This window comes from Sporofaciens sp. JLR.KK001, from assembly GCF_036941055.1.
In the GTDB taxonomy this organism is placed as follows: Bacteria; Bacillota; Clostridia; order Lachnospirales; family Lachnospiraceae; genus Sporofaciens.
This window is the reverse complement of sequence record NZ_JAYMNO010000001.1, coordinates 4,715,661-4,734,125: the sequence shown is the minus strand read 5'-3', so window position 1 is coordinate 4,734,125 and position 18,465 is coordinate 4,715,661. Positions and strand designations below refer to the sequence as shown.

Annotated in this window: 21 protein-coding genes; 15 read left to right on the top strand and 6 right to left on the bottom strand. The window is 48.2% G+C overall.

Going from position 1 to position 18,465, the window contains the following annotated elements:
- Positions 1-411 precede the first annotated feature (411 nt).
- Positions 412-795: a DUF5720 family protein gene (locus VSQ62_RS24065; RefSeq protein WP_334637262.1), complete on the bottom strand. Its 384-nt coding sequence runs from the start codon at positions 793-795 to the stop codon at positions 412-414.
- A 539-nt stretch (positions 796-1,334) separates the two neighbouring features.
- Here VSQ62_RS24065 and VSQ62_RS24060 point away from each other — a divergent pair.
- The 3 genes from VSQ62_RS24060 to VSQ62_RS24050 are packed head-to-tail and all read left to right on the top strand — an operon-like array spanning position 1,335 to position 4,047.
- Positions 1,335-2,618 (top strand): O-acetylhomoserine aminocarboxypropyltransferase/cysteine synthase family protein, encoded by a 1,284-nt coding sequence (locus VSQ62_RS24060; protein WP_334637261.1) that lies wholly within the window; start codon positions 1,335-1,337, stop codon positions 2,616-2,618.
- Positions 2,619-2,647: 29 nt separating this feature from the next.
- The gene (gene cysK, locus VSQ62_RS24055; protein ID WP_334637260.1) at positions 2,648-3,580 is read left to right on the top strand and encodes a cysteine synthase A; all 933 of its coding nucleotides are present in this window, start codon (positions 2,648-2,650) and stop codon (positions 3,578-3,580) included.
- A 56-nt stretch (positions 3,581-3,636) separates the two neighbouring features.
- Complete coding sequence (locus tag VSQ62_RS24050; protein WP_334637259.1) at positions 3,637-4,047, top strand: RrF2 family transcriptional regulator; 411 nt, start codon at positions 3,637-3,639, stop codon at positions 4,045-4,047.
- Positions 4,048-4,106: 59 nt separating this feature from the next.
- Here the strand turns inward: VSQ62_RS24050 and VSQ62_RS24045 are convergent, their stop codons facing one another.
- Genes VSQ62_RS24045 through VSQ62_RS24035 form a run of 3 tightly spaced genes read right to left on the bottom strand, consistent with a single transcriptional unit; the run spans position 4,107 to position 7,257 of the window.
- On the bottom strand, positions 4,107-5,486 hold the full coding sequence (locus VSQ62_RS24045) for an aldehyde dehydrogenase (protein ID WP_334637258.1): 1,380 nt from the start codon (positions 5,484-5,486) through the stop codon (positions 4,107-4,109).
- Between the two features lie 43 nt (positions 5,487-5,529).
- Positions 5,530-6,750 (bottom strand): iron-containing alcohol dehydrogenase, encoded by a 1,221-nt coding sequence (locus VSQ62_RS24040; protein WP_334637257.1) that lies wholly within the window; start codon positions 6,748-6,750, stop codon positions 5,530-5,532.
- A gap of 21 nt (positions 6,751-6,771) precedes the next feature.
- Positions 6,772-7,257 carry a MarR family winged helix-turn-helix transcriptional regulator gene (locus tag VSQ62_RS24035; protein WP_334637256.1) on the bottom strand — a complete coding sequence of 162 codons (486 nt, stop codon included), beginning with the start codon at positions 7,255-7,257 and terminating at the stop codon, positions 6,772-6,774.
- Between the two features lie 293 nt (positions 7,258-7,550).
- Here VSQ62_RS24035 and bioB point away from each other — a divergent pair, with 293 nt between their 5' ends.
- Complete coding sequence (gene bioB / locus VSQ62_RS24030; RefSeq protein WP_334637255.1) at positions 7,551-8,516, top strand: biotin synthase BioB; 966 nt, start codon at positions 7,551-7,553, stop codon at positions 8,514-8,516.
- On the opposite strand, the gene VSQ62_RS24025 is transcribed toward bioB, so the two are convergent.
- Positions 8,511-9,083 carry a uracil-DNA glycosylase gene (locus VSQ62_RS24025; RefSeq protein ID WP_334637254.1) on the bottom strand — a complete coding sequence of 191 codons (573 nt, stop codon included), beginning with the start codon at positions 9,081-9,083 and terminating at the stop codon, positions 8,511-8,513. The genes bioB and VSQ62_RS24025 overlap by 6 nt on opposite strands.
- Before the next feature lie 271 nt (positions 9,084-9,354).
- Between VSQ62_RS24025 and VSQ62_RS24020 the strand changes: the two genes are divergently transcribed.
- The 11 genes from VSQ62_RS24020 (at position 9,355) to VSQ62_RS23970 (ending at position 17,257) form a co-directional block, all read left to right on the top strand.
- Complete coding sequence (locus tag VSQ62_RS24020; RefSeq protein ID WP_334637253.1) at positions 9,355-9,960, top strand: hypothetical protein; 606 nt, start codon at positions 9,355-9,357, stop codon at positions 9,958-9,960.
- Between the two features lie 57 nt (positions 9,961-10,017).
- Positions 10,018-10,239: a helix-turn-helix domain-containing protein gene (locus tag VSQ62_RS24015; protein WP_334637251.1), complete on the top strand. Its 222-nt coding sequence runs from the start codon at positions 10,018-10,020 to the stop codon at positions 10,237-10,239.
- 153 nt (positions 10,240-10,392) lie between these two features.
- Positions 10,393-11,232 (top strand): helix-turn-helix domain-containing protein, encoded by an 840-nt coding sequence (locus VSQ62_RS24010; protein WP_334637249.1) that lies wholly within the window; start codon positions 10,393-10,395, stop codon positions 11,230-11,232.
- A 104-nt stretch (positions 11,233-11,336) separates the two neighbouring features.
- Positions 11,337-11,735: a DUF3791 domain-containing protein gene (locus VSQ62_RS24005; RefSeq protein ID WP_334637248.1), complete on the top strand. Its 399-nt coding sequence runs from the start codon at positions 11,337-11,339 to the stop codon at positions 11,733-11,735.
- A gap of 2 nt (positions 11,736-11,737) precedes the next feature.
- Positions 11,738-11,962: a hypothetical protein gene (locus tag VSQ62_RS24000; RefSeq protein ID WP_334637247.1), complete on the top strand. Its 225-nt coding sequence runs from the start codon at positions 11,738-11,740 to the stop codon at positions 11,960-11,962.
- Positions 11,963-11,995: 33 nt separating this feature from the next.
- A complete protein-coding gene (gene greA, locus VSQ62_RS23995) occupies positions 11,996-12,499 on the top strand; it encodes a transcription elongation factor GreA (RefSeq protein WP_334637246.1) in 504 nt (167 codons plus the stop codon).
- 195 nt (positions 12,500-12,694) lie between these two features.
- On the top strand, positions 12,695-13,750 hold the full coding sequence (locus tag VSQ62_RS23990; RefSeq protein WP_334637245.1) for a hypothetical protein: 1,056 nt from the start codon (positions 12,695-12,697) through the stop codon (positions 13,748-13,750).
- A gap of 232 nt (positions 13,751-13,982) precedes the next feature.
- A complete protein-coding gene (abc-f, locus tag VSQ62_RS23985) occupies positions 13,983-15,461 on the top strand; it encodes a ribosomal protection-like ABC-F family protein (RefSeq protein ID WP_334637244.1) in 1,479 nt (492 codons plus the stop codon).
- 34 nt (positions 15,462-15,495) lie between these two features.
- On the top strand, positions 15,496-16,815 hold the full coding sequence (locus tag VSQ62_RS23980) for a replication-associated recombination protein A (protein ID WP_334637242.1): 1,320 nt from the start codon (positions 15,496-15,498) through the stop codon (positions 16,813-16,815).
- Positions 16,816-16,820: 5 nt separating this feature from the next.
- A complete protein-coding gene (locus VSQ62_RS23975; RefSeq protein WP_334637241.1) occupies positions 16,821-17,141 on the top strand; it encodes an MGMT family protein in 321 nt (106 codons plus the stop codon).
- Complete coding sequence (locus tag VSQ62_RS23970) at positions 17,120-17,257, top strand: hypothetical protein (RefSeq protein WP_334637240.1); 138 nt, start codon at positions 17,120-17,122, stop codon at positions 17,255-17,257. Before VSQ62_RS23975 ends, VSQ62_RS23970 begins: the two co-directional genes overlap by 22 nt.
- Here VSQ62_RS23970 and VSQ62_RS23965 read toward each other — a convergent pair.
- A complete protein-coding gene (locus tag VSQ62_RS23965; RefSeq protein WP_334637237.1) occupies positions 17,254-18,336 on the bottom strand; it encodes a hypothetical protein in 1,083 nt (360 codons plus the stop codon). The genes VSQ62_RS23970 and VSQ62_RS23965 overlap by 4 nt on opposite strands.
- Positions 18,337-18,465 lie beyond the last annotated feature (129 nt).

Sequence of the window (18,465 nt, the reverse complement as noted above, 5' to 3'; positions counted from 1 at the left end):
AGCTTTACATCCTTATTAGTGAGCTATTCTTTTATCTTGTCTATTTCTTGCAGATTAACACCTGCAGCTGTCAGAATAACTTTTAATTCTTTATAGCGGTAATCGTGAAAGTTTCACCTCACTTTTTAAGCAGCGTTTACTTGGTGATTTCATTATATCAATAGTTGATTTAGTGTAAAGCTTAAAAGATGATAATAGATTTTTTAATAGACTGCTTTAAAATACTCTTATCAAAACATCTCTTTAAGCCGGATTACCATCCTAATTCTGAACTTAAGTTAGGATTGATGAAAAAAGAGTAGACAAAGGACAGGGTAATTGCATCCCTGCATTCTACTCTGTCCTTTACAAATATCACAAATCTCCTCTTTTTCACTCTCCCTGAGTTCTTCCATAATCGCCGGATATTTCTTATCCAGCTCGTACAGGCTCAGCGTTATGATCAGCATACTTCCCAGATTCACGGATCCCATAGATCTCTTCCACACTATATGGCAGATTGGGCAAAGCCTTATAGCTAAGAGCGTCACCATTCAGGCTGGCATACCGGACGATCCGTATCTCCCCCTGTGCTTCTCTTGCGAGGGCCTGCCTGTAACCATCATCCGTCAGAAAGCTTCTGTGGTATCTGCTCTTCCTTGCCGGACTGTTTTTCTCTTCCAAAGAAGAAAATTCGATCATGTGGGCAGTCTGTTCATCATATCTTTTGCCGCACATGATCCCGTCGCCGTCTACATAATCGATCCCTTGGATCTCTCTGGCCGCTGCCAAAAGTTCAAATACGCTTACTTCCATCTCTGTCACCCCCAATCACTGAGTCTGCTAACAACATCCTATCCAATATATCCTGATTCAGATGCCGTTATACCTTTGATAGTATTTTTCGGTAAAATATGCAAAAACATAAGATATTTTTTCTGAATTTTTTATTAAAGTATTCTTCAGCGCTACACATGGTTATACATCAGCAGAATATCGAAAACCGGATAGAGAGTCATATACAAATATTGCTGATGAAATATCAATAGAAACATTGAAAGAAAATATCCGATTAGTTTTTGTAGGTTTTATGAGGATTTCACGTAACAGTTCAGACAGGTCTGCGCATTCACTGCGCTGACCGTACCACAGAGTAGAGCCTGAGAGCATCCGGCCCATCGCGAAGCGATTTTTAATGGCCGGATGCCTGTAACAGTGAAGGTATCTGAACTGTTACGATTTCACAGAGTTGTGTAAGAATGTTTCAAGAATCTGCTCTTGACATATGGTGAAATGTGGAATATACTAATACCAACCTAAATGGTAGGTATTGGAAAGTGAAAGGAGACACCATTATGCCTGATTACAGATTTGAAACTTTACAACTCCATGTAGGCCAGGAGAATCCTGACCCGGCAACTGACGCCCGCGCAGTGCCGATTTACGCGACTACTTCCTATGTATTCAAAGACTCGGCACATGCGGCGGCCCGTTTTGGCCTTGCCGATGCCGGCAATATCTACGGAAGACTGACAAACTCCACGCAGGATGTGCTGGAACAGCGTGTGGCGGCTCTGGAAGGCGGAGCGGCGGCTCTGGCTCTTGCCTCCGGAGCGGCGGCGATTACATATACGCTGGAAGCCCTGGGGCAGAGCGGCGGTCATTTTGTTGCACAGAAGACCATATACGGAGGCAGCTACAATCTGCTGGCGCACACGCTTCCGGTGTTCGGAATTACAGCCAGCTTCGTTAACATTCATGATCTTGATGAGGTGGAAGCAGCCATTCAGGATCACACAAGAGCGATTTACATAGAGACGCTTGGCAATCCGAACAGTGATATTCCGGATATTGACGCGCTTGCAGAGCTTGCGCATAAGCATGGCCTGCCTTTGGTCGTAGACAATACTTTTGGTACGCCTTATTTGATCCGTCCTATTGAGCATGGTGCAGATATCGTCGTACATTCGGCAACGAAGTTCCTTGGAGGCCACGGTACGACTCTTGGGGGTATCATCGTTGATTCGGGCAGGTTTGACTGGAGCGCTTCGGGAAGATATCCGGCGATTGCCGAACCCAATCCGAGCTATCACGGTGTATCCTTTGTGAAAGCGGCGGGGCCGGCGGCATTTGTGACCTATATCCGTGCGATTCTGCTCCGTGATACCGGCGCGGCGATTTCTCCCTTCGCGGCATTCCTGCTTCTGCAGGGGATAGAGACATTATCCCTGCGGTTGGAACGGCATGCGGCTAATACGGCGAAGGTTGTGGAATTTCTTGCGGCGCATCCGCAGGTCGAGAAGGTGAATCATCCCTCTCTTAAGGATCATCCGGATCATGAGCTGTATCAGAGATATTTCCCTGATGGAGGCGGCTCGATCTTTACATTTGAGATCGTGGGCGGCGTGGAGGAAGCTCACAAGTTTATTGACAGTCTGAAGATCTTCTCGCTGCTTGCTAATGTTGCCGATGTGAAGAGCCTGGTTATCCACCCGGCGACCACGACTCACAGTCAGCTTACGAAGGAAGAACTTGCGGATCAGGGGATTAAGCCGAATACGATCCGGCTGTCTGTCGGTACGGAGCACATAGATGATATCATAGCCGATCTGCAGGGCGGTTTCGATGCAGTAAAGTAATAAGGATTCGTTGAATAGGAGGGAATGTTATGTCCAATATATATACATCCGTCGATCAGCTGATCGGCAGAACGCCGCTTCTGGAACTGACTCGCATAGAAGAAGCCTATCATCTGAAGGCAAGAATTCTTGCGAAGCTTGAATACCTGAATCCGGCGGGCTCCGTCAAGGACCGTGTGGCGAAGATGATGATCGAGGAAGCGGAAAGAACAGGGAGATTAGGGCCGGGTTCGGTCATTATCGAACCGACCTCCGGCAATACGGGGATTGGCCTTGCCGCCGTTGCCGCCGCGCGGGGGTACAGGATCATCATTGTCATGCCTGAGACGATGTCCGTGGAACGGCGTCAGCTTATGAAAGCCTACGGCGCCGAACTGGTACTGACCGAAGGCTCGGGGGGGATGAAGGGCGCCATTGCTAAAGCGGAGGAACTGGCTGCTGAGATCCCAAGAAGCTTTCTTCCCGGGCAGTTCGTGAATCCTGCCAATCCAAAAGCGCACAGGACGGGCACAGGTCCGGAGATCTACGAGGATACGGACGGGGAAGTGGATATCTTTGTCGCGGGTGCGGGAACCGGCGGAACCATAACCGGCGTCGGCGAGTATCTCAAATCAAAGAAGCCTTCTGTCAGGATTGTTGCTGTAGAGCCGGCTTCCTCTGCCGTACTCTCCGGCGGGGAGGCGGGACCTCATAAGATTCAGGGGATTGGCGCGGGATTTGTTCCCGAAGTCCTGAATACGGCGGTCTATGACGAGATCATGCCGGTCTCCGATGAAGACGCATTTGCGGCAGGAAGGCTTGTCGGCAGGAGAGAAGGCGTGCTTGTAGGCATCTCTTCCGGCGCGGCGGTTTTCGCGGCAGTGGAGCAGGCGAAGCGTCCTGAGAATGAGGGGAAAACAATCGTTGTGCTTCTGCCTGATACAGGGGACAGATATCTGTCAACGCCTCTGTTCGCAGAGTAAGAGCAGCGGCAGTGCCTGTAGTTTGCAGGAATAGTCTTTTAGGAGAGGTGATCGGGATGATGATTTCAACGAAAGGCAGATATGCGCTTCGAGTGATGATCGATCTGGCAGAGAATTATGGAAAAGGTTATGCCCCCATGAAAGAGGTAGCAAAAAGGCAGGAGATTTCTTTGAAATATCTGGAGCGCATTCTTCCTGTACTGACGAAGAATAAGATGATTGAAGGACTTCAGGGGAAGGGCGGCGGTTACCGCCTGGCGGTCCGGCCGTCAGACATCCGTGTCGGGGACATCTTACGCCTTACGGAAGGGGATCTTGCGCCGGTGGCATGTCTTGGCTGTGAGGCAGATATCTGTGAGCGTGCCGAGGGCTGCAGGACATTACCGATGTGGACGGAGTTCTACAGGCTTACCAATGCCTATTTTGATGGAATTACATTGGCGGATCTGATGAAGCCTGTATGTTGATCCGAAAAAGTATCTTTATAAAGGGCTGCGTCGTATGGCAGCCCTTTTCCTGCGGCGATTTATTTCAAAAACAGATGTATCAATCGCTCATTCCATTTCTTATAAGGCTGATACCGCATCGGCAGATCCAGCCAGGTCTTTTTATCTACAATACTCTTATAATGTGTAAATGTGTCAAAACCATCCTTCCCGTGATAAGAACCCATACCGCTTGGGCCAAATCCGCCGAAGCCCATCTCGCTGGTAGCAAGGTGTATGATGGTATCGTTGATGCATCCCCCGCCGTAACCGCACTGGGAGGTCAATTTCCCTGCCGCCGCCTTGTCACTGGTAAAGATATAGAGGGCGAGCGGATGGGGCATGGAATTGATATTGCGGATCGCTTCATCTAGGGAATCATAGGTAAGGACCGGCATCACAGGCCCGAAGATCTCTTCCTGCATTACGGCGTCTCCGAAGGTAACCTTGTCCAGGACAGTCGGTTCAATCTGGAGGGCGCTTCGGTTCGCCTTGCCGCCCCAGACTACCTTATTCTCATCGATCAGGTTAAAGATCCGGTCGAAATGCTTCTGATTAATGATCTTGCCGTAATCGTTCCGCTCAAGAGGCTGCTTGCCGTACTGCTTCTGGATCTGTTTCTTGATCTCCTTTACCAGACGTTCCTTAACAGAACGGTCACAGTAGACATAATCCGGCGCGACGCAGGTCTGGCCGCAGTTCAGGTATTTGCCGAAGACGATCCGTCTGGCGGCAAGTTTTAGGTTGGCGGTCTTCTCAACGATGCAGGGGCTCTTCCCTCCTAACTCCAGAGTGACAGGGGTAAGATGTACGGAGGCATGTCTCATGACTTCCCTGCCGACAGCCTGGCTTCCGGTAAAGAAGATATAATCAAAATGCTCATTCAGCAGGCAGGTGTTCTCTGACCGTCCGCCGGTAACGACGGTGACAAAGCGCTCGTCAAAACAGTCGCAGATAATCCTTCTTACGATCTCACTGGTATAAGGAGAATATGCGCTGGGCTTAAGGACAGCCGTATTCCCGGCGGCAATCGCGTCGACAAGAGGATCGAGAGTCAGCAGGAACGGATAATTCCACGGGCTCATGATCAGTACGACGCCGTAAGGGGACGGCTTCTTATAGCTTCTGGAATGGAACTGGGCAAGAGGCGTCCTGACAGTCTTCTCCCTGGCAAAGGAATGGATGTGCTTCAGCATATAACTGATCTCACTGAGCACAAGCCCGGTCTCGCACATGTAGCTCTCGAAATTGCTCTTTCCAAGATCCTGCTTCAGCGCCTCGTTGATCTCCGGCTCATGCTTGATGATGCTGTCTTTTAGCTTCTTCAGCGCGCTGACCCTTGCATTGATATCAAGAGTAGCGCCTGAAAGGAAATATTTTCGTTGATTAGATACAATATTTTTGATTTCGTATTCGTTCATGAGGAATTGCTCCTTTTCCGGTATCCAACAATATATGAAAGAGTTATATAGTTACAGATTCATCAGAATCCATCAGAGTTACATAGAATTGTTCCAGATCTTCTGCATCCATAAGGACGGGTACCGGGTACAATGGATTGGCTTCCTTATCCGCATAGTGGGAGAGCTTCGGGATGTCTGCTTCCTGGATTTCCTTTACCGTATCCCCGATATCAAACCGTTTCTTCATAGCCTTAATGGCTTCGATGAATTCGCCTGCCGCCGCATCGTAAGGGGTATCCTTTGCGGAAATGCCCGCCGCTACGGCCAGATGGTGCAGTTTCTTATGGATACATGGTCCGTACGCTTCTAATACGAAGGGGAGCAGTATGGCGTTGGCAAGCCCATGTGGTACATTATACTCTCCGCCCAGGGAATGTGCAACCGCATGTATATAGCCTACATAGGATTTGGTAAATGCACATCCGGCATAGAAAGAGGCGTGCAGCATATTCCTCCGCGCGTCGATATCGCTGCCGTTCGTATATGCTTTGTCTATATTTTCAAAAATGAGCTTGACTGCCAGAAGCGCATCTTTTCTGGTGCCATAAGTGGTGGATTTTCCGATATATGCCTCTACCGCATGGGTCAGGGCGTCCATTCCGGTCGTAGCCGTGATGAACGGCGGGAGACTTAAGGTGACCTTGGGATCCAGCACTGCATATCTTGGGATCAGCGGGAAATCATTGATGGCATATTTGTGCCTGGTCTCGGCATCCGTGATTACTGCCGCAAGGGTAGTCTCGCTTCCGGTTCCGGCCGTGGTGGGAATGGCGATCAGAAGAGGAAGTTTCTTATGGATTTTAAGGATGCCCTTCATCTTGGCCAGGGATTGCTTCGGCTTCGCGATGCGGGCTCCGACTGCCTTGGCACAGTCCATACTGGAGCCGCCTCCGAAGCCGATGATGGCGTCGCAGCCGTTGGACAGATACATTTCCAGAGCTTCTGCCACGTTGGCCGTGGTGGGATTGGCAACCGTCTTGTCGTAGATACAGAAGGGGATACCGTCCTTGGTCAGGACGTTTTCCAGGCGTTTCGTGAGTCCAAGATTCCGGATGCCTGTATCGGTGATGATCAGTGCATGGCTGCACTTGCGTTTCTTAAGAATGTCGGGAATGGTCTTTACACTGCCTATGACTTCCGGTTTACGGTACGGGAGAAATGGGAGCGCTATTTTTAATCCCGTCTGGAAAGTACGGCAGTAGAGTTTTTTCGCTTTGTTCATGGCAGATCTTATCCTTTCTGACTAAATTTTGTGGCGGTCTATGCCCTGTTCCTGGGAATGTTCCAGTTCCTCGCAGAAATGTTCCAGGTTATCTGATATCAGGAATAATACACGGTAGAAAATATCTCGCTCCCCGGCAGTAATATCCTTCCCTCCCTCTAAGGTTGCACGAAGGATCAGACGGTTGACCTTCTTGGCCTGCTGCATCCCCGTATCGGTGAGAACGGCTTTGGAACGGTACTTCTTCTTCTCCTGAGGATGCGCATATTGGATGAAACCGCGGTTCTCCAGATCCGACAGGATTCGTGAGATGCCCGCCTTGTTCTCCTTGCACAGGTTACAGAGGTCGGCTGCAGTAAGCCCCTCTGAATGTGAATACAGGAAATACAGACACATAACATGTGTGCCCTTTAAGCCGAGAGAGCGCATTTCCAGCTTCTTGATCCTCTGGATATTCTTGTAGATCTGCGATACACCGGTTGTAAGCTGTTCAAATCTGTGGATCATATATAACTCACTTTCTTATATGAATGAAAATATACCTTATCGGACGAAGTCCGCCCGCCAGGGGCATGCATATTAAAGTTGAGAAATCAACTTCTTGGTCATATAGACTATACCAATAAGAAGTTGAGATGTCAACAATTTTATAAGGAAAACGAAAGGGTTTTCAGACAGCGTGATTTCTGGTGAAGTGTTAACATATGGAGTGAAAAAGTTGACAATTATGAGGCGCTTGATATATAGTAGTCATATCGATGTAAATGCTTTAAGTACAGCACACTGGAAGGAGTAAGGATATGGGATTAGCAGAGCAGTTGAAGCAGAAGATTTTAGAGGGATACCAGATGACAAAGGAGGAAGCTCTGGAGCTGTATGATGAGCCGTTAGTGGAAATATGCCGGGCGGCGGATGAGATCCGGCAGTTTTTCTGCGGAAACCGGTTTGACATCTGCACGATCGTCAATGGTAAGAGCGGAAAATGCTCGGAGAATTGTAAGTATTGTGCGCAGTCGGCGTATTATCATACTTCGGCAGAGGAATACCCGCTGTTAGATACGGAGGAGATCGTCCGGCAGGCAAGATACAATGCGGACTGTGGAGTGCTGAGGTATTCCATCGTGACTTCCGGGCGATGCCTGAATGATGACGAGATCCGGCAGATGTGTGAAGCGATCCGGGAGATCAAGGAGAAGGTTGATATAGAAGTGTGCGTATCCTTCGGGCTTCTGACAGAAGAACAGTTTCGCAGGATCAAAGAAGCGGGAGCGTCCCGGGTACATAATAATCTGGAGACATCCAGGCGCAATTTCCCCAATGTCTGTACGACCCATACATTTGACGATAAGGTCCGTGCGATCCGTGCGGCGATGGCGGCCGGTTTGGAGGTCTGCAGCGGCGGTATCATGGGGCTTGGAGAGTCTGCAGAGGATCGGATCGATATGGCGCTTACCTTGCGGGAGCTTGGAATAAAGAGCGTTCCGGTGAATATGCTGAATCCGATTCCGGGAACTCCCTATGAGAAGAATGAGAGGCTGGGAGTTAACGATATGAGAAGGATAGTGGCAGTCTGCCGTTATCTCCTTCCGGACGCGGCGATCCGGCTCGCGGGCGGCCGGGGGCTGATGGAGGATAAGGGGGAAGGGTGCTTCTGTTCCGGCGCCAATGCCGCCATATCCGGCGATATGCTGACAACCGCCGGATATACGGTAGAGACGGATCTTAAGATGATAGACAGGCTTGGATACAAGGTATATCTGTCATAAGATGGCGGAATTGTGAAGCAGCTCGTCTCGTTTCCTTATAATCTCATGAAAGTCTGCTTTCGTAAGTTCGAGCTTAGACGGATCCCGCAGGATTGCCGAAGGATGATATACGGCGGTCAGTGCGCAGTCCTTGCGGTGGGTCCATGTTCCGTGCTGCCGGGTGATCTTAAAATCCGGAGAAATGATACGCTGTGCGGCGACGCGGCCAAGACAGACGATGATCTTAGGCTTCAGCAGGAAGGTCTCGTATTTCAGATAGGGGAAGCAGGCTTCTTTTTCTTCATCCCTGGGATCACGGTTTCCCGGAGGATGGCATTTCAGAATATTGGTAATATAGATCTCTACTCTCGTCAGTGAACAGTCAGTCAACAGCTCATCCAGTATTTTCCCGGAACGTCCGACAAAGGGAAGCCCTTCAAGGTCTTCCTGACTGCCGGGAGCTTCCGCGATCAGCATGATATCGGCGTTATGGCTTCCCCGTCCCATGACGGGCAGATGCCGGGTCTGGCTTAACGGGCAGTGGGTACAGGCGTTGATATGCTGTTCGATTTCATCCCATGTATGCATATGTTTCTCCTTTGAGGCAGTCTTTTTCGCTCTTGTATTATATTATAACGATATAAAACAAAAAGTAAAGTATCCTGCCCATTCAAACTGCTGTTTACTGACGAGGGTCTGAATTACGATATAAGAATAATATTTAATGATTATCATTAAATATTATTGCGGTAAATTTGTAGGTGTGATAAAATATTGGCAAACGAAAGTGGAGATACGGCACAAAGAGGGTTACTGCGGGCGTCGTAGGTGTGAACGGTAAAGAAAAGGGAGGACAGGTATGGAGACATACAGGAGTTATGAAAAGAAGGGATTATCATATAGCCGTATATGCCGGTTATTTCTGGCTGGTGCGTTGCTGGTGTGGCTGATCAGGTTCGCGGTGGCGGCTGTAACAATCATATGGTTATGCGGTCAGCCGGAATCGGCAATTCAATTGACAGAGACAGAAAATGCGTACCGTTTTGATATGATTTTGGGATATGCTCAATGCGGATGGGAGCATCTTCCGGGTGGAGCAGAGATTGTAAGCAGCAAAAGATTCTGTATTGTCTTTGTGTTTTTTTCTTCGATAACGAGAGAATTGCCTGTATTACTGTTGTTAGGATATCTGAGGAGAATCTTGAATGTTATAAGGGACTCTCATTCGCCGTTTGTCAGCCAGACGGCGGAATATACCGGGAAGATCGGATGGCTCCTGGTTTTGACGGGAGTCTTTGGGAAATGGATCTTCCAGATGGGAATGGGGCTTCTGGTATATCATCAGCCGTATTTTGTTAATCCGCTGGAATTCTCCTGGATATTTGCAGGAGTGATCGTATTGCTGACGAGCGATATATTAAGATGGGGATGTGAGCTTCAGGAATTCTCGGATGAGACGTTGTAGCGGCGGCATCCGGTCATTGCGGCAGGCAGCCAAAAATAATGGGAGGTGTGACAATATATGGCGATCATATTAAGGCTTGACAGGGTGATGGCGGATCGCAAGATGTCCTTGAATGAGTTATCGGAGAAGGTGGGGATATCGAATGTAAACCTGTCCAATCTGAAGACCGGGAAGGTAAGGGCAGTTCGCTTCTCTACATTGAATGCGATCTGTGAAGTGCTGGATTGTCAGCCCGGGGATATCCTGGAGTATCGGCGTGAGGACGGGAAAGCCTTGTAAACAGGAGGATGCAACTGCTGGTTGACAAATTTCCAAGTGCCGTTTTCTTGTGTTTTTACGGGATGAGAGGTAAAGTGTCAGTATACAGCAGACTCTTAGAAAGCGGTTTTCCAACAGTCTGCAGGACAGGAATCAGAAAGGCAGGTATGGAGAATGAATCTGGCAGAAAAACTTACAATACAGAGAAAGAAATCAGGGATGTCCCAGGAGCAGCTTGCAGAGAGGCTTGGGATTACCCGCCAGTCGGTCAGTAAATGGGAAGCCGGGAGCAGCATTCCTGAGATATCGAAACTGGTCGCAATGTCGGAAATATTCCGGGTCAGTCTGGATTATCTTCTGAAGGATTATCTGGATGAGGAGAAGAATAGCGGAATAGCGGCGGGCGGCTGTCGGAACGAACCGTATGGAGAGAAGCGATCAGAGGCAAATCAGCAGATGGATGAGGATAATTCAAGACTCGAGAAGAAAGTGGACGACCTTGCAAGATATATCAAGGGATATCAGTATACCAGTAAGACGAAGATCGCGGGGATCCCGCTGGTATCCATCCGTTTTTCCAGACAATTGGGCAGAGACGGTATTGCCAAGGGAATTATTGCGATCGGGAATGTCGCGATCGGCGTGATCAGCCTGGGCGCCTGTTCGTTTGGTATTATCAGTTTTGGTTCGATCGCGGTAGGATTATTGGCGATCGGTGCGCTTGCTTTCGGGCTTGCCGCATGGGGAGCGGTGGCAATCGGAGTCGTTGCGTTCGGTGCGTCAGCGATGGGGATCTATAGCGCCGGCGCGTCAGCATGGGGGCAAGAGGTGGCAGTGGGTGTGTCCGCCATGGGCAAGACGGCGATCGGAGAGACAGTGAAGGGAACCCATTGTCTGACTATTGAACAAGGGGTGACTACAGGAGCACAGATCGAGCATTTCCTCGAAGATACGAATCCGAATCTGTGGAAACCACTCAGGGATATGTTGACGGCATTTGCGGCGCATTTATAAAAACTATTCCATCTGGAAAGGCATTGCGGTATAATGGAGTCATGAGTCATTGACAAATCGGTGGTTGTAGTGCAGAAGTCATTGGAAGAATGGAGTGTGACAAGATGAATAAGAACTCTTTTTCATTCGTTATTTATATGATTCATGCGTGTGCCAATGCATGGAATAAGAGACCGTCAGAAGTTTATCATATACTTCAAAGTAAGGGGTGCATTGATGGCTTTTTAGTGCCAAATTACGATGTTTTACACACGCAGGGCACAATGTATATAGTTGAAGATATACAAGAATATCTTAAGGTTAGGGGGAGTATGGTATTAGAGTATATCAAGGTGGCAAATGACAAAGCATTTAGGGTGGTGGATATGTATCATTCCGGAATATGGGATAAAGAACGTGCTATTAATGAAATCAGAGTTTATAAGACATATGATCAGATTGCATTTATTACACAAAGGGCGATAGACCAATTGCTGAGGATGGAATTCTTTTATGAGGTATAATTATGGATGGAAATAAATTGGAAAGTGTTTATAAGGAGAATCTTGAAGAGGGAATCATGTTGTATTTGACCGAAACTGAAGATATTTCTTATGAGGAATCAATGGAAATATATTATGGAAGCAAGTTGGCTGAGAAGATTCAAGAGCGGAGAGAAGGAATACAATATTTGGATTACAAGGTGCTTGCAGATATTTTAAAAGAAACGGAACAGGAGTTGTTCCGATAAAAATGCACCGAAAATAGGCGAGGAGGCAGAATTGTGGGAGAACAGTTGACACAGAGCGATGTACAGAAGATAAAGGAAGAGATTGAGTATAGGAAATTAGTGGTACGCAAAAGGGAATTGGAGGCGGTCAAGGAGGCCCGGGCGCAGGGAGACTTAAGCGAGAATTTCGAGTATAAGGCGGCAAAGCAGGATAAGAACCGCAATGAGAGCCGTATCCGGTATCTGGAGAAGATGCTTAAAAATGCACGGATCGTATCGGATATTTCTCGGGACGACGAGGTGGGAATCAATAATACGGTCGAAATTTATTATGAGGAGGATGATGAGACAGAGGTCTATCGGCTGGTGACGAGTGTACGCGGGAATTCCCTGCAGGGGCTTATCAGTATAGAATCACCGCTTGGGAAAGCAATCAGAGGACATAAAGTGGGAGACCGCGTCAAGGTGAAGACGAACGGTGAGGATGGATATTTTGTTGAAATCAGGAAGATCGATAAGACTACGGACGATTCTAATGATACGCTGCGGAAGTATTGATGGAGGGGTTGTCGTTACTGACTGGATGCGTTACAGTTGGCGGGCGGCCAGACTGTGAATTATAACGGTTTGTCAAAACGTGTCGAAAAGTTTCGATTGTATTCGACAGATATTTGTGATAATCTATTAGTGACAAAAAGAGATGCCCCTTCATAAGAGCGGGTGGATTTCATTGCACAGTGGAGGTGTAGCGATATGGAACATGTAGAATTATTATCGGCTATATCTGTGATGTTGGATGAAAAGCTTGAACCGGTTAAGAATGATACGGCCGGGATAAAAGCTGAAGTGAAAGAACTTAAAGAGGAAACGAGTGCTGTAAGAGACGAGGTAAGAGAGGTCAAAGAAGACGTGAAGGTCTTGAAGACTGAGATGAAAGAAGTCAAAGAAGATGTGAGCATCTTAAAGACCGAGATGAAAGAAGTCAAAGAAGATGTGAAGATCTTGAAGACTGATGTGAGCGTCTTAAAGACCGAGATGAAAGAAGTCAAAGAAGATGTGAGCATCTTAAAGACCGAGATGAAAGAAGTCAAAGAAGATGTGAAGATCTTGAAGACTGATGTGAGCGTCTTAAAGACCGAGATGAAAGAAGTCAAAGAAGATGTGAGCATCTTAAAGACTGAGATGAAAGAAGTCAAAGAAGACGTGAAGATCTTGAAGACTGATGTGAGCGTCTTAAAGACCGAGATGAAAGAGGTCAGAGAAGATGTGAGCATTCTGAAGACTGAGGTAAAAGAACTCAAAGACAATGTAGATGTTTTGAATATTGAGGTAAAAGATCTGAAAGACAATGTAACTGTCTTGAATACTGAGGTAAAGGATTTGAAAGATAATGTAATTGTCTTGAATACTGAGGTAAAAGATCTGAAAGACAATGTAACTGTCTTGAATACTGAGGTAAAGGATTTGAAAGATAATGTAATTGTCTTGAATACTGAGGTAAAAGATCTGAAAGACAATGTAACTGTCTTGAATACTGAGGTAAAAGATCTGAAAGACAATGTAATCGTCTTAAATACCGAGGTAAAGAATTTGAAAGATAATGTCAAGCTTACGAATATTCAAATGGAGAATGACATTTTACCGCGGATTCAGACGATTGAAAGTTGTTATTTGTCTACATATAAGAGATATCAGACAGGCGGTGATCGGATGGATGAGATGCGGATCGATATTGACGTTTTAAAGCTGGCGGTTGCGGATCATACCAAGCAGATACAACGTTTGCAGAAGCTACAGCAGTTAGCATAAGCTGGGAGGTGAAAAGATGAAGAGATTTTCTTGCTAATTACAGATGTAACTGCATAACAAGAGTTAACAGGATTCCCCTGTCTTTTTGTTGTGCCGATAGCAGGAAAGTCTTTTGATTCATCATCCGGGAATAGTGCAGGCAATATCTCTTTGATCTGGGGGACGATTGTGTGTATTTCATGAGGCTGTAAGGAGACTTTCTTGCAGTCTTTTTGTTTTAGGAGGTACACATATGTCAATGATAGATGTCGTGAATTTAAGTTTTTCTTATGAGGGTAATTATGAAGAGATCTTCCAGAATGTATCATTTCGGATCGATACGGATTGGAAATTAGGATTTGTAGGAAGGAACGGACGCGGCAAGACTACGTTTTTGAATCTTCTGCTGGGCAGATATAAATACCAGGGAAGTATATCATCCAATGTGGAATTCGCTTATTTTCCCTATGAAGTGACGGATGTGAGCAGGATGGTGTATGAGATTCTGGAAGAACTGAATCCGCAGACAGAAGAATGGGAGATCTTCCGGGAATTGAATCTTCTGGATGTAGATGCGGAAGTTTTATATCGGCCGTTCTCAACCTTGAGCTGCGGGGAACGGACAAAGGTGCTGCTTGCGATGCTGTTCCTCGGGGAGAATCGTTTCCTTCTGATCGATGAGCCGACGAATCATCTGGATACGGAGGCCAGGCAGCGGATTGCCGGGTATTTGTCCCGGAAGAAGGGATTTATACTGGTATCTCACGACCGGCATTTTCTGGATTCCTGTGTGGATCATATACTTTCCATTAATAAGATGGATATTGAAGTGCGGAAGGGGAATTTTAGTTCCTGGTACGCCGACAAAGAGGCACGGGACAGACTTGAGGAGGCGCAGAACCAGAAGCTTGAGACGGAGGTTAAGCGGCTTAGGAAGGCGGCAAGACAGTCCTCGGACTGGTCGGCGAAGGTGGAGAAGAGTAAGAAGGGGCAGAGAGTGGCGGGCTTACGGCCGGACAGAGGGCATATCGGCCGTCAGGCGGCCAAGATGATGAAGCGTGCGAAGGTGCTGGAGAGCCGGCAGCAGCATGCGATCAAGGAGAAGTCAAAGCTTCTGAAGAACGTTGAGACGATGGATGTCCTCCAGATCCATCCGCTGACATATCACACGGATAAACTGGCAGAGATTCAGGATATTACAGTCTGTTATGACGGCAGGCCGGTATGCTCCGGGATCAGCTTCGATATCCGCAGAGGAGAACGAGTCTGCCTCTCCGGGAAGAACGGATGCGGCAAATCCAGTATTCTGAAACTGTTGAACGGCGAAGATCTGGAATATAAAGGGAAGCTTTTGATAAGCGCCGGGCTTAAGATCTCGTATGTGTCCCAGGATACCTCTTATCTTCGGGGGGATCTGAGAGAGCTGTCCGAGGAGTATGGTCTGGATGAAAGTCTTTTTAAGGCGGTGCTCCGTAAGCTTGATCTGGAGAGGGGGCAGTTTGAGAAGGACGTAAGCCAGTACAGCGCCGGACAGAAGAAGAAGGTGTTGCTGGCGAAGAGTTTGTGCGAGCAGGCGCATCTGTATATATGGGATGAACCGTTGAACTACATTGATGTGCTGTCGAGAGTCCAGATCGAGGAGCTGCTGCTTAAGTATAAGCCTGCGGTTATTTTCGTGGAGCATGACAGGGCTTTTCGGGAGAATGTGGCGACGAAAGTAGTAGAGATGTAGGCGATATCATTTAAGATACACGAGGAGAGATAGTATGGAGCAGATGACGTTATTTGACGACAGAAAGCAGACGGCGCCCCTGGCAAGCCGTCTGCGTCCTGCAACGCTTAAGGATTTCGCGGGGCAGGAGCATTTGTTGGGAGAAGGGAAGATGCTTCGGCAGTTGATTGAGCGGGACCAGATATCCTCGATGATATTCTGGGGACCGCCGGGAGTGGGGAAGACGACTCTTGCCAGTATCATTGCCAGCCGGACGAAGGCGGATTTCATTAATTTCAGCGCAGTCACCAGCGGGATCAAGGAGATCAAGGAAGTGATGAACCAGGCGGAGAACAGCCGCAGGATGGGGATTCGGACGGTCTTGTTCGTGGATGAGATCCACCGGTTCAACAAGGCGCAGCAGGATGCGTTTCTGCCTTTTGTGGAGAAGGGCAGCATCGTGCTGATCGGTGCGACGACGGAGAACCCCTCCTTCGAGGTCAATGCGGCGCTTCTGTCCAGATGCCGGGTGTTCGTGCTGAAGGCGCTTGAAGAGGCAGACCTTGTCAAGGTTATCTGGCATGCATTGACAAGCCCGGCCGGGTTTGGCCCGCAGAATGTACAGATCACGGACAGGCAGGTGGCGGCGATCGCGGCATTTGCCAACGGGGATGCGAGGACTGCGCTCAATACTCTGGAGATGGCAGTGACGAACGGAGAGATCAGCGCTGATGGGCTGCTGGTAACGGATGAGGGCCTGGAACAGTGTATCAGCAGGAAATCCCTTCTCTACGATAAGAGCGGGGAGGAGCATTACAATCTGATCTCTGCGCTTCACAAATCCATGCGCAACAGTGACCCGGACGCGGCGATCTACTGGATGTGCAGGATGTTGGAGGGCGGCGAGAATCCGCTGTATATCGCCAGAAGGCTGATCCGGTTTGCCAGCGAAGATGTGGGTATGGCGGACAGCCATGCGCTGCAGGTAGCAGTGGCGGCGTACCAGGCGTGTCATTTCCTGGGGATGCCGGAATGCGACGTGCATCTGACCCATGCGGTCACCTATCTTGCCATGGCGCCGAAGTCCAACGCCCTCTACACCGCGTGTGAGATGTGCAAGCAGGATGTGAAGAATATGCGGGCGGAGCCGGTTCCGCTTAATCTACGCAACGCGCCTACGAAGCTTATGAAAGATCTGGAATATGGCAAAGGATATGAATATGCTCACGATACGGTGGAGAAACTGACTCATATGCAGTGCATGCCGGAATCCTTAAGCGGCCGGGTGTATTATCATCCTACCGTTCAGGGAGAGGAGAGAGCGGTTAAGGACAGGCTTGATGAGATAAAAGCATGGAAGTCGGACAGGAGATGATAGTTATGGAGGAAAAGAATTCTTTTGAGAAGATCTATGATGTGATCCGCCAGATTCCAAAAGGGCAGGTGGCTTCTTATGGACAGATCGCGGCGCTTGCGGGCAACCGCCGCTGGGCGAGAGTGGTCGGCTATGCGCTCCATGCGGTTCCGTGTAACAGTGATCTGCCGTGCCATCGTGTGGTGACCAAGGACGGCCGGATGTCCTGTGCGTTCGGAAGCGGAAGATGCAATCGGCAGACAGAGCTTCTGCGAGCAGAAGGGGTGGAATTCCAGGATGACAAGGTAGATATGAAGAGATATCAATGGAAGAAGATGATCATCTGAATTCTCCGGATGCACAGGTCAAAAAACGCAGCCCGCTGCGCCTGCGTTTTTTGACCTGCTCATTTGAAGCGGCATCCTGCGCAATCTGTATCAGTTATTTTGCTTCAATTCTTTAAGGTATCATAAGGATCGTTGTTGCCAGAGCGGTCAATTCGGAGTTCTCATTACCCGCGTCGAGCAGTGAGGAGGCATTGATGGAGACGGTTACCGTCGTTTCCTCGTCAAATGTAGGGGCAGCGGCGTATTTCTCCATAGCCGTTATAAGTCCGGCAGAGACCTCCTCGATGGAGTAATAGGTTCCGCCCTCGAACTCGTTGTAGGCATTAAGGAAGCTGGTGTTCGGTGAGGTCTTGATCTCAACCACATAGCTGTAGACGCCGTCTTCCTTCTTCGGAATGCCGACAGAATATTTGCACTGCTTCATCATGGACTCAAGAGCCGCCTGATATCTGGGAATGTAAGCCTGAGTCAGATCGGAAGGCGGGTCGAATACATCCTCCTTGTACCAGGCAAGCGATTCTTCTTCCGTGCGGTCTGTATGCAGCGCGAAACGGGCTACGTCGCCTTTGAAGGATGCGTCCAGGTAAGCTTTGACGAAGTCATAGCAGTCTAAGACATCGCAGACCATATTGTATGGCTCCATATATCCATGAAGTGTCTGGGCGAGGAAGGAGTTAAGGCTTTCCTCGGAGATAGCATAGGACTCTCCTTCTTTGGATACTTCAAGTGTAGAGATGATCTCCGCGTCGAAGGAGGGAGACACCTTTAATGCGTCGGTATCTGTCTCAAGGATGGAAGAGACGGCTTCGGTAAGGTCCGTACTCTCCAGAGAATCCATGAATTCAGAGTTGGCTTTCTCCAGAGTATTCTTAATATTGATCGGAGTGTAGGTAACTTGGACGGAGAGGGTTCCGTCTTTCATCTTGGATGGTTTGGCAACCTCGAACTGGATCGTCTTGAAGGAGTCCTTCATGAATTCCAGATAAGGCGTCTTTAGTTCTTCGGGGAACTGCAGAACGTAGGATTCATTGCTCTCTGTAATCCCTTCCTCTAAAAGTTCGGTAAATTTTTCAGAGCCGTTCTCCTTGATGGAAGTAATCTGTTCCCCGACATACTTGTCCGCATTCTCCTTGCTGCAGCCTGTCATCAGGGCAAGGGCGAACAGGCAGGGAATAAGAAATGTTCGTTTGCGCATGAAACATGTCCTCCTGTCTCTTTTTCTATTTCTTCATTGTAACATCCCAAAAACCTGTCTTCAATAGTAAATACTACTGGAAAAAGAGAAGCATTTTATATATAATAAACTAACAGGACAAAATTCAAC

What these genes read in the sequence shown, in the direction of transcription:
- VSQ62_RS24000 (WP_334637247.1), top strand. Translation starts at nt 11,738, where the DNA reads ATGGATGGAAATAAATTGGAAAGTGTTTATAAGGAGAATCTTGAAGAG.
- VSQ62_RS24065 (WP_334637262.1), bottom strand. Translation starts at nt 795, where the DNA reads ATGGAAGTAAGCGTATTTGAACTTTTGGCAGCGGCCAGAGAGATCCAA.
- VSQ62_RS24035 (WP_334637256.1), bottom strand. Translation starts at nt 7,257, where the DNA reads ATGATCCACAGATTTGAACAGCTTACAACCGGTGTATCGCAGATCTAC.
- VSQ62_RS24005 (WP_334637248.1), top strand. Translation starts at nt 11,337, where the DNA reads ATGAATAAGAACTCTTTTTCATTCGTTATTTATATGATTCATGCGTGT.
- VSQ62_RS24060 (WP_334637261.1), top strand. Translation starts at nt 1,335, where the DNA reads ATGCCTGATTACAGATTTGAAACTTTACAACTCCATGTAGGCCAGGAG.
- VSQ62_RS23965 (WP_334637237.1), bottom strand. Translation starts at nt 18,336, where the DNA reads ATGCGCAAACGAACATTTCTTATTCCCTGCCTGTTCGCCCTTGCCCTG.
- VSQ62_RS23970 (WP_334637240.1), top strand. Translation starts at nt 17,120, where the DNA reads ATGGAAGAAGATGATCATCTGAATTCTCCGGATGCACAGGTCAAAAAA.
- cysK (WP_334637260.1), top strand. Translation starts at nt 2,648, where the DNA reads ATGTCCAATATATATACATCCGTCGATCAGCTGATCGGCAGAACGCCG.
- VSQ62_RS23990 (WP_334637245.1), top strand. Translation starts at nt 12,695, where the DNA reads ATGGAACATGTAGAATTATTATCGGCTATATCTGTGATGTTGGATGAA.
- VSQ62_RS24010 (WP_334637249.1), top strand. Translation starts at nt 10,393, where the DNA reads ATGAATCTGGCAGAAAAACTTACAATACAGAGAAAGAAATCAGGGATG.
- VSQ62_RS23975 (WP_334637241.1), top strand. Translation starts at nt 16,821, where the DNA reads ATGGAGGAAAAGAATTCTTTTGAGAAGATCTATGATGTGATCCGCCAG.
- VSQ62_RS24040 (WP_334637257.1), bottom strand. Translation starts at nt 6,750, where the DNA reads ATGAACAAAGCGAAAAAACTCTACTGCCGTACTTTCCAGACGGGATTA.
- VSQ62_RS24015 (WP_334637251.1), top strand. Translation starts at nt 10,018, where the DNA reads ATGGCGATCATATTAAGGCTTGACAGGGTGATGGCGGATCGCAAGATG.
- VSQ62_RS23980 (WP_334637242.1), top strand. Translation starts at nt 15,496, where the DNA reads ATGGAGCAGATGACGTTATTTGACGACAGAAAGCAGACGGCGCCCCTG.
- VSQ62_RS24020 (WP_334637253.1), top strand. Translation starts at nt 9,355, where the DNA reads ATGGAGACATACAGGAGTTATGAAAAGAAGGGATTATCATATAGCCGT.
- VSQ62_RS24025 (WP_334637254.1), bottom strand. Translation starts at nt 9,083, where the DNA reads ATGCATACATGGGATGAAATCGAACAGCATATCAACGCCTGTACCCAC.
- VSQ62_RS24045 (WP_334637258.1), bottom strand. Translation starts at nt 5,486, where the DNA reads ATGAACGAATACGAAATCAAAAATATTGTATCTAATCAACGAAAATAT.
- abc-f (WP_334637244.1), top strand. Translation starts at nt 13,983, where the DNA reads ATGTCAATGATAGATGTCGTGAATTTAAGTTTTTCTTATGAGGGTAAT.
- VSQ62_RS24050 (WP_334637259.1), top strand. Translation starts at nt 3,637, where the DNA reads ATGATGATTTCAACGAAAGGCAGATATGCGCTTCGAGTGATGATCGAT.
- bioB (WP_334637255.1), top strand. Translation starts at nt 7,551, where the DNA reads ATGGGATTAGCAGAGCAGTTGAAGCAGAAGATTTTAGAGGGATACCAG.